17 protein-coding genes are annotated in these 13826 nt (G+C 66.7%); 10 read left to right on the forward strand and 7 right to left on the reverse strand.

Features of this window, described 5'->3' with window-relative positions:
* The 3 genes from ACRDU5_RS18995 to ACRDU5_RS19005 form a co-directional block, all read right to left on the reverse strand.
* Positions 1-632, reverse strand: a 632-nt coding sequence (locus tag ACRDU5_RS18995; protein ID WP_526616296.1) for an alcohol dehydrogenase catalytic domain-containing protein, incomplete at its 3' end; no start/stop codon positions are given.
* Between the two features lie 19 nt (positions 633-651).
* Positions 652-1863, reverse strand: coding sequence for an acyl-CoA dehydrogenase family protein (locus ACRDU5_RS19000; RefSeq protein ID WP_526616298.1), 1212 nt, complete (start codon positions 1861-1863; stop codon positions 652-654).
* A 29-nt stretch (positions 1864-1892) separates the two neighbouring features.
* Positions 1893-3266, reverse strand: a complete 1374-nt coding sequence (locus ACRDU5_RS19005; protein ID WP_526616299.1) for an acyl-CoA dehydrogenase family protein — start codon at positions 3264-3266, stop codon at positions 1893-1895.
* Between ACRDU5_RS19005 and ACRDU5_RS19010 the strand changes: the two genes are divergently transcribed.
* Positions 3247-3819 (forward strand): transposase, encoded by a 573-nt coding sequence (locus ACRDU5_RS19010; RefSeq protein WP_526616300.1) that lies wholly within the window; start codon positions 3247-3249, stop codon positions 3817-3819. The two genes, ACRDU5_RS19005 and ACRDU5_RS19010, sit on opposite strands and share 20 nt — an antisense overlap.
* Before the next feature lie 146 nt (positions 3820-3965).
* Here ACRDU5_RS19010 and amrS read toward each other — a convergent pair whose 3' ends face one another.
* Positions 3966-5054, reverse strand: a complete 1089-nt coding sequence (gene amrS / locus ACRDU5_RS19015; protein WP_526616301.1) for an AmmeMemoRadiSam system radical SAM enzyme — start codon at positions 5052-5054, stop codon at positions 3966-3968.
* 21 nt (positions 5055-5075) lie between these two features.
* On the reverse strand, positions 5076-5864 hold the full coding sequence (gene hisN / locus ACRDU5_RS19020; protein WP_526616302.1) for a histidinol-phosphatase: 789 nt from the start codon (positions 5862-5864) through the stop codon (positions 5076-5078).
* Positions 5865-5886: 22 nt separating this feature from the next.
* Here hisN and ACRDU5_RS19025 point away from each other — a divergent pair, with 22 nt between their 5' ends.
* Positions 5887-6240, forward strand: coding sequence for a hypothetical protein (locus ACRDU5_RS19025; RefSeq protein WP_526616303.1), 354 nt, complete (start codon positions 5887-5889; stop codon positions 6238-6240).
* Positions 6237-6656, forward strand: a complete 420-nt coding sequence (locus tag ACRDU5_RS19030) for an ester cyclase (RefSeq protein ID WP_526616305.1) — start codon at positions 6237-6239, stop codon at positions 6654-6656. Before ACRDU5_RS19025 ends, ACRDU5_RS19030 begins: the two co-directional genes overlap by 4 nt.
* Here ACRDU5_RS19030 and ACRDU5_RS19035 read toward each other — a convergent pair.
* Complete coding sequence (locus ACRDU5_RS19035; protein ID WP_526616307.1) at positions 6623-7009, reverse strand: DoxX family protein; 387 nt, start codon at positions 7007-7009, stop codon at positions 6623-6625. The two genes, ACRDU5_RS19030 and ACRDU5_RS19035, sit on opposite strands and share 34 nt — an antisense overlap.
* 31 nt (positions 7010-7040) lie before the next feature.
* Positions 7041-8417, reverse strand: coding sequence for an FAD-dependent oxidoreductase (locus ACRDU5_RS19040; protein ID WP_526616309.1), 1377 nt, complete (start codon positions 8415-8417; stop codon positions 7041-7043).
* Positions 8418-8502: 85 nt separating this feature from the next.
* On the opposite strand from ACRDU5_RS19040, the gene prfB reads away from it, so the two are divergent.
* The 7 genes from prfB to ACRDU5_RS19075 form a co-directional block, all read left to right on the forward strand.
* The gene (gene prfB / locus ACRDU5_RS19045) at positions 8503-9606 is read left to right on the forward strand and encodes a peptide chain release factor 2 (protein ID WP_526616311.1); all 1104 of its coding nucleotides are present in this window, start codon (positions 8503-8505) and stop codon (positions 9604-9606) included.
* Complete coding sequence (locus tag ACRDU5_RS19050) at positions 9596-10570, forward strand: mechanosensitive ion channel family protein (RefSeq protein ID WP_526616313.1); 975 nt, start codon at positions 9596-9598, stop codon at positions 10568-10570. Before prfB ends, ACRDU5_RS19050 begins: the two co-directional genes overlap by 11 nt.
* Positions 10567-11022 (forward strand): Rv3103c family proline-rich protein, encoded by a 456-nt coding sequence (locus ACRDU5_RS19055; protein WP_526616315.1) that lies wholly within the window; start codon positions 10567-10569, stop codon positions 11020-11022. Before ACRDU5_RS19050 ends, ACRDU5_RS19055 begins: the two co-directional genes overlap by 4 nt.
* Positions 11023-11067: 45 nt before the next feature.
* Positions 11068-11757: a cell division ATP-binding protein FtsE gene (ftsE, locus tag ACRDU5_RS19060; protein WP_526616320.1), complete on the forward strand. Its 690-nt coding sequence runs from the start codon at positions 11068-11070 to the stop codon at positions 11755-11757.
* Positions 11757-12650 carry a permease-like cell division protein FtsX gene (gene ftsX / locus ACRDU5_RS19065; RefSeq protein WP_526616316.1) on the forward strand — a complete coding sequence of 298 codons (894 nt, stop codon included), beginning with the start codon at positions 11757-11759 and terminating at the stop codon, positions 12648-12650. Before ftsE ends, ftsX begins: the two co-directional genes overlap by 1 nt.
* A 2-nt stretch (positions 12651-12652) precedes the next feature.
* The gene (smpB, locus tag ACRDU5_RS19070) at positions 12653-13156 is read left to right on the forward strand and encodes an SsrA-binding protein SmpB (protein ID WP_526616318.1); all 504 of its coding nucleotides are present in this window, start codon (positions 12653-12655) and stop codon (positions 13154-13156) included.
* A partial coding sequence (locus ACRDU5_RS19075) for an EamA family transporter (protein ID WP_526616322.1) occupies positions 13153-13826 on the forward strand: 674 nt, incomplete at its 3' end. The genes smpB and ACRDU5_RS19075, both read left to right, overlap by 4 nt.

Genomic DNA, 13826 nt, shown 5'->3' on the forward strand with positions numbered 1-13826 from the left:
GGGCGGGGCTTGGCGTCGGGATCTGCGGGCAGGCGGCCGATGACCTCGGCGGCGCCCAGCGCCTTCAATCGGTCCGCAGCATCAGGCTTTCCCGTCGACGCCACCACTTCGTAGCCCGCGGCGGCGAGCAGGTCGACGCTCACCGATCCCACCCCGCCGGTCGCCCCGGTCACCAGGATCGGTCCGTCGCCGGGCGCGATGCCGCGGTCGATCAGCGCCTGCACACTCATCGCCGCGGTGAAGCCGGCCGTGCCGATGGCGGCCCCGTCGCGGGGACTCAACGAGCCGAGTGCGACCACCCAGTCCGTCGGCAGCCGCGCGTATTCGGCGTAGCCGCCATGGCGGCCGGTGCCGATCTCATAGCCATGGGCCAGCACCGCGTCCCCGACCGCGAAGTCCGGCGACTGCGACTCGACCACTTCGCCGGTGAGGTCGATGCCGGGCACGATCGGGTAGTCGCGCACCACACCGCCGTTGGGAGTCACCGCCAGCGCGTCCTTGTAGTTGACGCTGGAGTACGCCACCCGAATGGTCACCTCACCCGGCGGGAGGTCAGCCTTTTCGAGGTTCTCGACCGCCGCCTCGATGCGATCGTCGTTCTGGCGGGCGACCAGTGCCGAAAATGTGTCCATGTGCACCGACGCTAGCGCGCTACTTCAGTTCGGACGACGACAGGCCGAGCAGCCGGCGGGCCACCACCAGCTGCTGGATCTGCTGGGTGCCCTCGAAGATGTCCAGGATCTTCGAGTCGCGCGCCCACTTCTCCAGCAGCGTCTCCTCGGAATAGCCTGCGGTGCCTGCCATTTCGACGGCCTTCAGGGTGATGTCGCTGGCGACTCGCCCGGCCTTGGCCTTGCCCATCGACGCTTCCTTGGAGTTCGGAATGTCGTTGTCGGCCTGCCACGCCGACCGCACCATCAGCAGATAGGCGGCCTCCCAGTCGGCCTCCATCCGCAGGAACTCAGCGGCCGGTGCGCTCTGCGCGTGGGCCGGCTTGTCGTAGCCGATCTCCACGCCGGCGTCGGTGAGTACCTTGCGCAGTTCCTCCAGGGCGGCACGGGCGATGCCGACGGCCATGGCCGAGACCACCGGCCGGGTGTTGTCGAAGGTCTCCATCACCCCGGCGAAGCCCTTCTCCACGTGGATCTCCGGGCTGCCAAGCAGGTTGTCCTTGGGGATCCGGACGTTGTCGAAGCGCAGCACCGCGGTGTCGGAGGCCTTGATGCCGAGCTTGTCCTCGAGCCGCTCCACGGTGACGCCCGGGTGTTCGCGCGGCACGATGAACGACTTGATCGCCGCACGGCCCAACGACTTGTCCAGCGTCGCCCAGACCACGATGTGGGTGGCCCGGGATCCGGCGGTGACGAAGATCTTCTCGCCGTTGATCACATACTCGTCGCCGTCGAGCTTCGCGGTCGTCGACACGGCGGCGGAATCCGAGCCGAAGCCCGGCTCGGTGATCGCCATTGCGGCCCAGACATTTCCGAGCCGGGCCAGCTGTTCGTCGGTGGCGACACCGCTGATCGCGGCGTTACCGAGACCCTGGCGCGGTACCGACAGCATCAAAGCGACATCGCCCCAGCTGATCTCCATCACATTGAGCACCGCCGACATGTTGCCGCCGTTGTGGTTCGCGTCTTTGGGTTCATCGCCGTCGCGGAAGGCCTCGGCGCCGGCGAATGCGAAAGCCTTTGCCTCCGAGATGCCTTCGAACAGCGTGGCCAATGTCTCCAGCTCGACCGGGTAGTCATGCTCGCGCAGGTCGTACTTGCGCGAGATCGGCCGAAGCATTTCGGCGGCGCCTTGGTGCGCCTTGTTGATGACCGCCTCCAGCTTGCGGGGCAGTTCCAGATTGATTGCCATGACTAGTCTTCCGTTCCCTAGATGACGACCTAGATGACGACGACGCCCTCGGCGACGCCGATCGCGCGCAGGTCGCGGTACCAGCGTTCGACGGGATGTTCCTTGGTGTAGCCGTGGCCGCCCAGCAGCTGCACGCCGTCCAGGCCGATCTGCATGCCCTTGTCGGTGCCGAGCCGCTTGGCCAGTGCGGCCTCGCGGGCGAACGGCAGACCCTGCTCGGCGCGGGCGGCGCCGCGCCAGGTGATCAGACGTAGGCCGTCGAGTTCGATCGCGATGTTGGCGCACATGAATGCGACCGCCTGGCGGTGCGCGATCGGCTCGCCGAATGCCTGGCGCTCCTTGACGTAGGGCACCACGTGGTCGAGCACCGCGTGCGCCGTGCCGACCGCCAGTGCCGCCCAGCCAAGCCGGGCCAGCGCGATCGCTTCGGAGTAGTCGGCATCGGTGGCACCGTCCTCACCCAGCCGCGCACCCAGCGGCACCGACACGTTGTCCAGCTCGACGCGGCCGATCGCGGCGGCGCGGATGCCCATGCTCGGATCGGCTTTGACGCTCAGGCCCTCCGATGCGGACTCGACGATGAACAGCGCCGGCTTGCCGGACAGTTGCGCGCCGATGATGAAGAGTTCGGCGTCGGCGGCGGCGGGCACCAATGACTTCACGCCGTTGAGCTTGTAGCCGCCCGGGGTGCGCACGGCCGTGGTCTTCAGGGCCGTCGGGTCGAACAACGCGTGCGGCTCGGCGATCGCCACACAGGCCTGGGGGACGTTCTCGCCGGCGAACTCGGGCAGGTAGGTGGCCTGCTGGTCGGCGTTGCCCCAGTTGGTGAGCGCCGACGCCACCCCGCCGGGCGCCAGGATCGGCAGCGCCAGGCCCATGTCGCCGTACGCCAGTGCCTCGGCCACCAGCGCATTGGTGACGGTGGCGCGATGCGACGCGATGCCCTCGAAGTCCTCGGGAATGTTGATCGCGGTGATGCCCAGCTCCGCCGCCTTGGCGATCAGCTCAGGCGGGTAACCGGCTGCGTCGTCGGCTTCGCGTGCCGCCGGCCGCAGGATCTCTTCGGCGAACTCGTTGACGGTGTCGACGATCATCTTCTGCTCGTCGTCGGGGGTCAGATCGAAGTAGTCGGCACCGCTGGCCTTCAGCCGGGTCGGCGCGCTGCGTGCTCCCTTTATGCGTTTGAACTGCCGGGTTGACGCGCCGACCGCCGAGAACGCCGTCTTGACGCCGTATCGCAGCCCCCGATTGAGCGGGTCGCGCAGGTTGTAGCGGTCCAGGAACTCCTGCCCGACGAGCGGAGTGACCAGCGCCAGCCCGATATCGGTTGGGGTCCTCTTGTGCCTCCGCCGGCCCACCGCGCTCTCGGCCGAACGCTTGGGAGTGGGTTTCGATTTGGTCATCGGATCTCTTTCGGTTGGAAATGTCGGGCTTCAGTGCGGGGAGTGGTGTCGGTGGTGGGGGTTAGTTTGCGGCATCGACCGGGGCGTGGCTGTGTCGGTGGCGTTGTCGACCGGTGAGCTGCTGCACGCACCACATCTGAGTCGGGGTGAGGCCAAGCGGTTGCGGGTGTTGCAGCAGCGGCTGGCCCGGGCCCAGCGTGGGTCGAGCCGGCGTGCGGGAACGAAACGGGCGATCGCGAAGTTGAAGGCCCGTGAGGCCGACCGACGCAAGGACTGGGTCGAAAAGGCCACTACCGATATTGCACGGCGCTTCGACACCATCAGGATCGAAGCACTCGATGTGCCGGCGATGACCCGCAGCGCGCGCGGAACACTCGAGCAGCCCGGGGTGGGTGTAGCCCAGAAGCGTGCGCTGAACCGGGCGATCAGCCGCAGTGGTTGGGGGCTGTTCGCACGCAACATCGCCGCCGGACGGGCGGTGACCGCACGGGGAGACCTCGCCGCTGGGCGGTCTGCGAACCGTGAACCTCAACTCGCTAATCCTGCCGCCTAAATCGATGGGATGGGGTTGAAATCCCCGGACTCAAGTCCGAGGAGGACGTCAAGTCAGCAGCCTCGGTTGTGTGTGTGCCAGTGCCCATGACCCTATCTTACTCCGGAGTAAGATAGTGAGCAGCTGTTAGCTAATTCACAAGGTGCTCAGGCGATCGTCACGGGTAGCCGACGTGCGCCCCAGGTGCCGACGGGTCCGTCGAAGACGCCGGGGACTTGGGTGTCGCAGCGGCGGCAGCGGCCGGTGCCGGTCAGCTCGTAGCTGCGCATCGAATACCAATCGCGAACTACTGCCGCAGCGCCGCAGCCGGGACATGCGGTGGTGCCACCGTCGGCGTCATGGACGTTTCCGGTGTAGACGAACTGCAAGCCCTCACCGATCGCGATGTGCCGCGCCCGGGTCAGCGTGGCCGGCGGTGTCGGTGGCGTGTCCAGCATCTTGTAGTCGGGATGAAAAGCGGTGAAGTGCAACGGCACATCGACGCCGAGGTGTTCGCGGAGCCACGCACATTCGGCCGCGATTTCGGTGTCGCTGTCGTTGCGCCCCGGGATAAGAAGCGTGGTGATCTCCAACCACACGTCGGTCTCGTGTCGCAGGTAGACCAGCGTGTCCAACACGTCGTCCAGATGCCCGGCGCACACCTTGCGGTAGAAGCCCTCGGTGAACGCCTTCAAGTCGACGTTGGCGGCGTCGATGTGCCGGTAGAACTCGGTGCGTGGTTGAGGGCACATGTAACCCGCCGTCACCGCGATCGCCTTGATGCCCCGCTGATGGCAGGCGTCGGCGACGTCGGCCGCATACTCCCAGAAGATCGTCGGGTCGTTGTATGTGAATGCCACGCTGCGACAACCGGATTCGGCGGCCACCCGAGCCAGGTCCTCCGGCGTCGCCCGCCCGGAGAGGGTGTCGATCTCGCGCGATTTGGAGATGTCCCAGTTTTGGCAGAACTTGCACGCCAGGTTGCAGCCCGCGGTGCCGAACGACAGCACCGCCGAGCCCGGCAGGAAGTGGTTGAGGGGCTTCTTTTCCACCGGGTCGACGCAGAACCCGCTGGACCGGCCGTAGCTGGTCAGCACGATCTGGTCGTCGATGCGGGCCCGGACGAAGCACAGGCCGCGTTGGCCCTCGTGCAGTCGGCATGCCCGTGGGCAGACATCGCATTGGATCCGGCCGTCGTCGAGGCCGTGCCAGTGTGTGGTCGCGACGGTGAAGGGATCGTCGAGGGTCAGGGTCATCGCGTACTCCCGACCGCCAGGCTACCCGCCGTTGAACCTGGTCAGAACCGCCTCGTGCAGGAGCCCGTTGGTGGCGACGGCGCTGCCGCCGTGCGGGCCGGGCCGGCCGGTCAGGTCGGTGAACGCACCGCCGGCCTCGCGCACCAGAATGTCGAGCGCCGCCAGGTCCCAGGTGGACACCTCGGGCTCCAACGCGATGTCGACGGCACCCTCGGCGAGCAGGCAGTACGAGTAGAAGTCGCCGTAGCCCCGCACCCGCCACACGTCGTCGGTCAGCGCGATGAAGCGCTCGCGCAGGCCGCGCGCCGCCCAGCCGGACAGGCTGGAGAACGACAGGCTGGCCGCGGCCAGCTCGTCGATCGAGGACACTCTCAGCCGTCGCGGCGGCTCGGCGCCGACCACCGAGAACGCGCCCTGTCCGGCGGCTGCCCACCATCGCCGCTGCAGCGCGGGCGCGCTGACGACGCCCAGCATCGGCACGCCGTCCTCCAGCAGGGCGATCAGCGTGGCCCAAACCGGCACGCCGCGGATGAAATTCTTGGTGCCGTCGATCGGATCGATGACCCACTGCCTGCCGGTCAAAACCCCTGTGCCGCCTAGCTCTTCGCCGAACACCGAGTCGTCCGGACATTGGCGCTCCAACCGGTTGCGCAGGGTCAACTCCACGTCCTGGTCGGCATCGGTGACCGGCGTCAGATCGGGCTTGGTGTCGACACGGAGATCCAGCGCGCCAAACCGGGCAAGCGTCAGCGCGTCGCCTTCGGCGGCCAACGCCAGCGCCAACCTCAGGTCGTCTGCCTCAGGGCTCATGCTGCCGTCCTACCATGACAGTGTGTGGGAAATAGGCATCCTGGCGCTGCTCATCGGAGCCATCGTGGTACTCGCGGCGCCGTGGATCATGCGTCGCGGGCCGCGCGGTGAGCTGGCGCAGGGCACGTTATTGGTCACGGGCGTGAGCCCCCGGCCCGATGTCACCGGTGAGCAGTTCGCCACCATCACCGGTGTCATCAATGGGCCGACCGTCAATGAGCACGTCGTCTATCAACGCCTGTTGGTCGACGTCGACAATTGGCCGACGATGGGGGAGTTGATCCCCGTGGTCTATTCGCCGAAGAATCCGGACAACTGGAGATTCGCCCCGCCGGAGCCGCCCGAAGCGCCGGCCGAGCGAAAGGGAAACCGATGACTGATCGCAGGCACACCATCGAGCGGCTGTTGGACGACTACAACCGCCATGACGCGGTCAGATTCGCGTCGTACTTCGCCGAGGGCGGTGTGCTACGCATCGTCGCCACCGGCGAGGTGAACGAGGGACGAGAGCAGATCGCGGCCGGCGCGGCCGAGCGGTGGCGGGCGATCGACTACACGCTGCAGCCCAGCGGCCTTTACGAATGCGGCGAGGATGTCTGGGTCGAATGGATACAGAGCGGGACACACGTCGGGGCGCTGATGGGCATCCCGGCGACCCATCGTTCCTACGAGATGCCGGGCTGCTCGCACTTCACCTTCGGCGACGACGGGCTACTGGTCAGCGACGTCGCTTACTTCGACATTGCCACGGCACTGCGTCAAATCGGCGTGCTTCCGGAGCCGCCGGCGTAGGCGAGCGCCACGACAAGGGCGGCGACGTTGAGCGCCAGGAAGCCGATCGCCAGGAAGAACTGCGGCCCGTAGTCCTCAGCACGGATGTGGGTGTAGACCGCGCAGACGAAGAACAGGACGAGCCCGATGGCCGCGGCGACACCCAGCGGGGGAAACGCCAGGCCGGCCGCCAGGCCGAGCGCGCCGGCCGTCTTCAGCGTGCCGATCGGAAAGGTCAGCCAGGTCAGCGGCACGTCGGCCTTGGCCATGCCCGCCAGGATGGGCTGAAAATGCAGCAACGCGGCGATTCCCGAGAAGCCGTTGGCGGCGACCGCGATCAGGGTGACGGCGAGATAGGAAGCATCAATAGTCACACAGCTAGATTATCACTTTAAGTGACGAATGTCAGCCGTGGGCGATCCTCAGCAGCTCGGCGACATTGGTCAGCTTCACCCGCGGCCTGCCGCCCGGCCCGCCGGCGGAGCGCTCGTGCTCGTTGATCAGCTTCCAGTGGTCATCGGTGACTAGGTCCGGCTGCCGCTCCACCAGCCACTCGACGAGTACCTCCGAGTGGTTCTCCCCGAAGTCGGCCAGCTCGGCGCCGCTCACATCCTCGATCAGGGTGTCGACGGTCTCCTGCGAGTCACTCTTGTTGCTGCCGATCACGCCGGTGGGCCCGCGCTTGATCCAGCCGACCACATATTCGTTACGGCTGCCGTCCACCCGTCCGCCGGTGTGTGGGATGGTGCCGCTCTTCTCGTCGAACGGCAGGCCGGGTGTGGGCACACCGCGGTAGCCGACCGCCCGCACCACCAGTTGGGTCGGCACTTCCTCGCGCTCGCCGGTGTCCTTGGCCGCCACGCGCCCGTTCTCGTCGCTGACCAACTCGTTGCGGCCGAGCACGATCGACTCGACCGTGCCGTCGCCCTTGATTTCGATCGGCGACGTGCGGAACCGGAACACGATCCGGCGCTTCGCACCGCTGGGTGCCTGGTCGGCGTAGCCGCGCAACACCTTGATGTTGTTCTTCACGGTCTTGCCGGCGGCCTCGGCGTCCGCATCGGAGATGTCGGTGAGAGCGGCCGGGTCGACGATCACATCCACGTCGCCGAGGCCCTCGAGCTTGCCGAGCTCACGCAACTCCAGCGTGGTGAACGGCGCCTGCAGCGGCCCGCGCCTGCCCACGATGAGCACCTCCTCGACACCGCGGTCGTGCAGCACCTTCAGTGCGTGGTCGGCGATGTCGGTGGTGGCCAGCACGTCGGGATCGGTGACGAGGATGCGCGCCACGTCCAGCGCGACATTGCCGTTGCCGACCACCACGGCCCGGCCGGTGGACAGATCGGGCGCCATCTCCTCGAAGTGCGGGTGCGCGTTGTACCAGCCGACGAAGTCGACCGCGGCGAGGCTGCCGGGCAGATCCTCGCCCGGAATGTTCAGCGACCGGTCGGACTGTGCACCGACCGCATAGATCACCGCGTCGTAGCGGTCGGCCAGCTCGTCGGACTGCACGTGCTCGCCCACCACGATGTTGCCGAAGAAGCGGAAGCGCTCATCCAGCGCCGTCTTCTCGAACTGGGCGCTGATCGACTTGATCTTCGGATGGTCCGGGGCGACACCCGAGCGGACCAGGCCCCACGGCGTCGGCAGCATCTCCAACATGTCGACCCGCACGTCGGCGTCGTCGCCCGAATCCCGCGCGTCGGCGTATTTCAGCAGCGACGCCGCGGCAAAGTACCCGGACGGACCGGAGCCGACGATCGCCACATGGTAAGGGCGCATACCTGAGCGTAGAACGCGTAGGCGGCACGCTGCCGCCGGTCACCGAGAACTGCCACTGATCTCCCCACGGGTAGCCTGAACTTCCGTGGATCCCGACCGTCAAGCCGATATCGCCGCCCTGGACTCCACCCTGACCACGGTGGAGCGGGTGCTCGACGTCGAGGGGCTGCGCGGTCGCATCGAGAAGCTGGAACACGAGGCGTCGGATCCGCACCTGTGGGATGACCAGGCCCGCGCCCAGCGCATCACCAGTGAGTTGTCTCACACCCAGGGCGAGCTGCGTCGGGTCGAGGAGCTGCGCGGCCGCCTCGACGATCTGCCGGTGCTCTATGAGCTGGCCGACGAAGAGGGCGCAGACGAGTTAGCCGAGGCGGACGGCGAGCGGAAATCGCTGCGCGCGGACATCGAGGCGATGGAAGTGCGCACGCTGCTCTCCGGCGAGTACGACGAGCGCGAGGCGGTGGTCAACATTCGCTCTGGCGCCGGCGGCGTGGACGCCGCCGACTGGGCCGAGATGTTGATGCGGATGTACGTCCGCTGGGCGGAGAAACACGATTACAAAGTCGAGGTATTCGACACCTCCTATGCCGAGGAGGCGGGCATCAAGAGTGCGACGTTCGCGGTGCACGCGCCGTTCGCGTACGGCACATTGTCGGTGGAGCAGGGCACGCACCGGCTGGTGCGGATCAGCCCGTTCGACAACCAGAGCCGCCGCCAGACGTCGTTTGCCGAAGTCGAGGTGTTGCCTGTGGTGGAGACCACAGACCACATCGACATCCCGGACAGCGACGTGCGTGTCGACGTCTATCGATCCAGCGGCCCGGGCGGCCAATCGGTCAACACCACCGACTCGGCGGTTCGACTCACCCACACCCCAACCGGTATCGTGGTCACCTGCCAGAACGAGAAGTCGCAGCTGCAGAACAAGGTCTCGGCGATGCGAGTTCTTCAGGCAAAGCTGTTGGAACGCAAGCGTTTAGAAGAACGTGCTGAGCTGGACGCGTTGAAGGGTGACGGCGGCAGCTCGTGGGGCAACCAGATGCGCTCCTACGTGTTGCATCCGTACCAGATGGTCAAGGACCTGCGCACCGAGTACGAAGTTGGCAATCCCGCCGCAGTACTGGACGGAGACATCGACGGATTCCTCGAGGCCGGAATCCGCTGGCGCAATACTCAAGATGACGAATAGCACTGTAGTTGCAATAGATTTGGCCGACAGCTGGCAGGGGTTCTGGCAGGGCAACATCGGCATCTGGATTCTCGAGCGCGGCGTGCCAATAGCCCTGCTGTTGATCGGCGGCCTGCTCGCGGCCCGGTTCATCAATTTGGCGGCGCGTCGGATCGTCCGCCGTATCGACGCCGAATATCAGGAAAGCGATCAGCTGGTGCGCTCCGAGAGTGCCAAGCATCGCCAGGCCGTGGCGTCGGTGATTTCGTGGGTTTCGGTGGCATTGCTGTTCGTCATCGTGATCGTGGAGGTCAGTGACACCCTGGCCATCCCGGTCGGATCGCTGGTGGCGCCCGCCGCGGTGCTGGGCGCGGCGCTCGGTTTCGGAGCTCAGCGAATAGTTCAGGACCTGCTTGCCGGGTTTTTCATCATCACCGAGAAGCAATACGGCTTCGGTGATCTGGTGACGCTGTCGATGGTGGGCGTCGACGACGCGACCGGCACCGTTGAGGAAGTCACCCTGCGCGTGACGAAACTGCGCTCCACCGAGGGCGAGGTCTTCACCATCCCGAACGGGACGATCATCAAGTCGACCAACCTGTCGAAGGACTGGGCGCGCGCCGTCATCGACATTCCGGTGCCGACGACCGCCGACCTCAACCAGGTCAACGAGCTGCTGCATGGCGTGGCCGAGAAGGCGATGAAAGATCGCGGGCTGCGTGACCTGCTGCTGGACGCGCCACAGCTGATGGGTGTGGAGAGCATCGAGCTCGATACCGTGAATATGCGGATGATCGCGCGCACACTGCCGGGCCGGCAGTTCGAGGTGGGCAGGCGGCTGCGCGTGCTCGTGATCGCGGCCCTGCGTGGCGCCGGCATCGTGTCGCCCACAGACGGTGCGACGCCCATGGTCGAAGCCATCGTCCATCCCGCGACCGCCGGTGGTGCCGAGGGGACCCAGGGCCCGGCGGAGCCGAAGAAATGACGTTCTGGCTCAAGGCCAAGTTCGGCGGTATTCGTATCTCGACCGCGGTGCTGGTGGCCCTGTTCGCCGCGCTGTTCTGGGTGAACCAGACATTCGAACCGCAGCCGCGGATTCCCGAGGCACCGCCGACTGCGGTTGTCCCACCCGGCTTTGTGCCGGACCCGAATTACACGTGGGTGCCACGGACCAATGTCCGGGAGCGGTCGACGACGACCACCGAGACCACCACGCCGACGACCAGCCCCACCGAGACGACGACGCCGTCGCCGGAGGACACCACGACAAGCCCGACATCGCCCACGCCGACGACGACGGTGGTCGATCCGGACGGTCCGGGTGGTCCGCTGGGGCCGCAGACCCTTACCCAGACGCCCGCCCCCACCGCGACACCGACCGTCACCGCACCCCCCGAGCCCGGACCCGTTCCCGCCCCGCCGGCTGCGCCCAGCTAGCCCGACCGGGCTGTTGCAACTGCACCGCTACACTGGCGTGCCGTGATGATCACCCTCGACCGCGTCAGCAAGCTGTACAAATCCTCGGCGCGGCCCGCCTTGGACAATGTCTCGGTCAAGATCGACAAGGGTGAGTTCGTCTTCCTCATCGGGCCGTCCGGGTCGGGCAAGTCGACATTCATCCGGCTGCTGCTGGCCGAGGAGACACCGACCGTGGGCGAGGTGCGGGTGTCGAAGTTCCACGTCAACAAGCTGCCCGGCCGCCACGTGCCCAGCCTGCGGCAGGTCATCGGCTGCGTGTTCCAGGACTTCCGGCTGCTGCAGCAGAAGACCGTGTTCGAGAACGTCGCCTTCGCGCTGGAGGTCATCGGCAAGCGGGCCGACGTGATCAATCGCGTCGTGCCCGACGTGCTGGAAATGGTCGGGCTGTCGGGCAAGGCCAACCGACTGCCAGGCGAGCTGTCCGGCGGCGAGCAGCAGCGGGTGGCCATCGCCCGTGCCTTCGTCAACCGCCCGCTGGTGCTGCTTGCCGACGAGCCGACCGGAAACCTGGACCCCGAAACCAGTAAGGACATCATGGATTTGCTTGAGCGCATCAACCGCACCGGGACGACGGTGCTGATGGCCACCCACGACCATCACATCGTCGACTCGATGCGGCAGCGCGTCGTCGAGCTGAGCCTGGGCCGGCTCGTTCGCGACGAGCAGCGCGGCATCTATGGAATGGACCGCTAGTGCGTTTCGGCTTTCTCCTCAACGAGGTCTGGACCGGGCTTCGTCGCAACGTCACCATGACGATCGCGATGATCCTGACCACCGCGATCTCCATCGGCCTGTTCGGTGGCGGCCTGCTGGTGGTCCGGCTCGCCGACCAGTCCCGCGACATCTATCTGGATCGGGTGGAAAGCCAGGTCTTTCTGACCAACGACGTTTCGGCCAACGACCCCACCTGTGACGCCGACCCGTGCAAGGCGCTGCGGTCGAACATCGAGGGCCGCGAAGACGTGCGCTCCGTGCGGTTTCTGAACCGCGACGACGCCTACAACGACGCGATCAAGAAGTTCCCGCAGTACCAGGATGTCGCCGGCAAGGAGGCATTCCCGGCGTCGTTCATCGTGAAGCTCGAAGATCCCGAGCAGCACAAGGACTTCGACCAGTCGATGGTCGGCCAGCCCGGTGTGCTCAACGTGCTCAACCAGAAAGATTTGATCGACCGGCTATTCGCGGTCCTCGACGGACTGTCCAACGCCGCGTTCGCAGTGGCGCTGGTGCAGGCGATCGGCGCAATCCTGTTGATAGCCAACATGGTTCAAGTGGCCGCCTACACCCGACGGACCGAGATCGGCATCATGCGGTTGGTGGGGGCCAGCCGCTGGTACACCCAGTTGCCGTTCTTGGTGGAAGCCATGCTGGCCGCCCTGATCGGTGTGATGATCTCGATCGTGGGCTTGATCGTGGTGCGGGCATTGTTCCTGGAGAATGCGCTCAACCAGTTCTATCAGGCGAATCTGATCGCCCGAATCGACTATGCCGACATCTTCTACATCGCGCCGATACTGATATTCGTGGGCGTGGCGATGGCCGGCGTCACCGCCTACGCCACCTTGCGGCTCTACGTCCGGCGCTAGCCGTGTCCAAGAAAGCCGCCGCTCAATCCGGTTCGGAGCGATCCGGCAAGAAGATCATTGCCACCAATCGCAAAGCGCGACACAACTATTCGATCCTGGAAACCTTCGAGGCCGGGGTGGCGTTGGTCGGCACCGAGGTCAAGAGCCTGCGCGAGGGACAGGCGTCGATGGCCGACGCGTTCGCCACTGTCGACGACGGCGAGGTGTGGCTGCGCAACCTGCATATCCCGGAATATCGCCATGGCAGCTGGACCAACCACCCGCCGCGGCGCAACCGCAAGCTGCTGATGCACCGTCGTGAGATCGACACGCTGGTCGGCAAGATCCGCGACGGCAACCTCACCCTGGTCCCGCTGTCGCTGTACTTCGCCGACGGCAAGGTGAAGGTGGAGCTCGCGCTGGCCCGCGGCAAGCAGGCCCGCGACAAGCGCCAGGACATGGCCCGCCGCGACGCCGCGCGGGAGGTGACCCGCGAGCTGGGCCGTCGCCTCAAGGGCATGCCCTGATCGGGGTCGCGCTGGCGCTGACCTCGGCGCTGGGCTACGGCATCAGCGATTTCGTCGGCGGGATCGCGTCCCGCCGGGTGGCCGCGCTGCGGGTGGTGCTGGTGTCCTACCCGGTCGCGCTGGTGCTGCTGGCCGGGCTGGCGGCGATCACCGGCGGGGACATCTCCCAGGGGGCGATCTTATGGGGCGGGCTGTGCGGCATCTCGCAGGCGTTCGGGGTGTGGTGGTTCTACGCCGCGCTGGGCGCCGGCCCGATCTCGGTGGTGTCACCGCTGACCGCGGTGCTGGTCGCCGCGATCCCGGTCGGGGTCGGTCTCGCGCTCGGTGAGCGGCCCGGTGCGATCGCCGCCGTCGGCGTGGTGCTGGCGCTGGCCGCGGTGGTGTTGGTCAGCCGCGAGGCGACCGACGAGGACGTGACGCCGCACCGGTTCACCACCAAGGTGGCGTGGTTGACGGTGGGCGCCGGGATCGCGTTCGGGCTCAACTTCGTACTGATCGCCCAGGCGCCGGTCGAGGCCAAACTGTGGCCGCTGGTGTTCGCCCGGCTGGCCGCCACCGTGCTGGTGTTCGCCGTCGCGGCGCTGAGCGGCAATCTGCGCCTGCCCTCGGGGACGCCGCTGCGGCTGGCGGTGCTGGCGGCCGTCTTGGATGTCGTCGCCAACATCGCGAT

It is taken from the genome of Mycobacterium sp., from assembly GCF_050701515.1.
In the GTDB taxonomy this organism is placed as follows: domain Bacteria; phylum Actinomycetota; class Actinomycetes; order Mycobacteriales; family Mycobacteriaceae; genus Mycobacterium.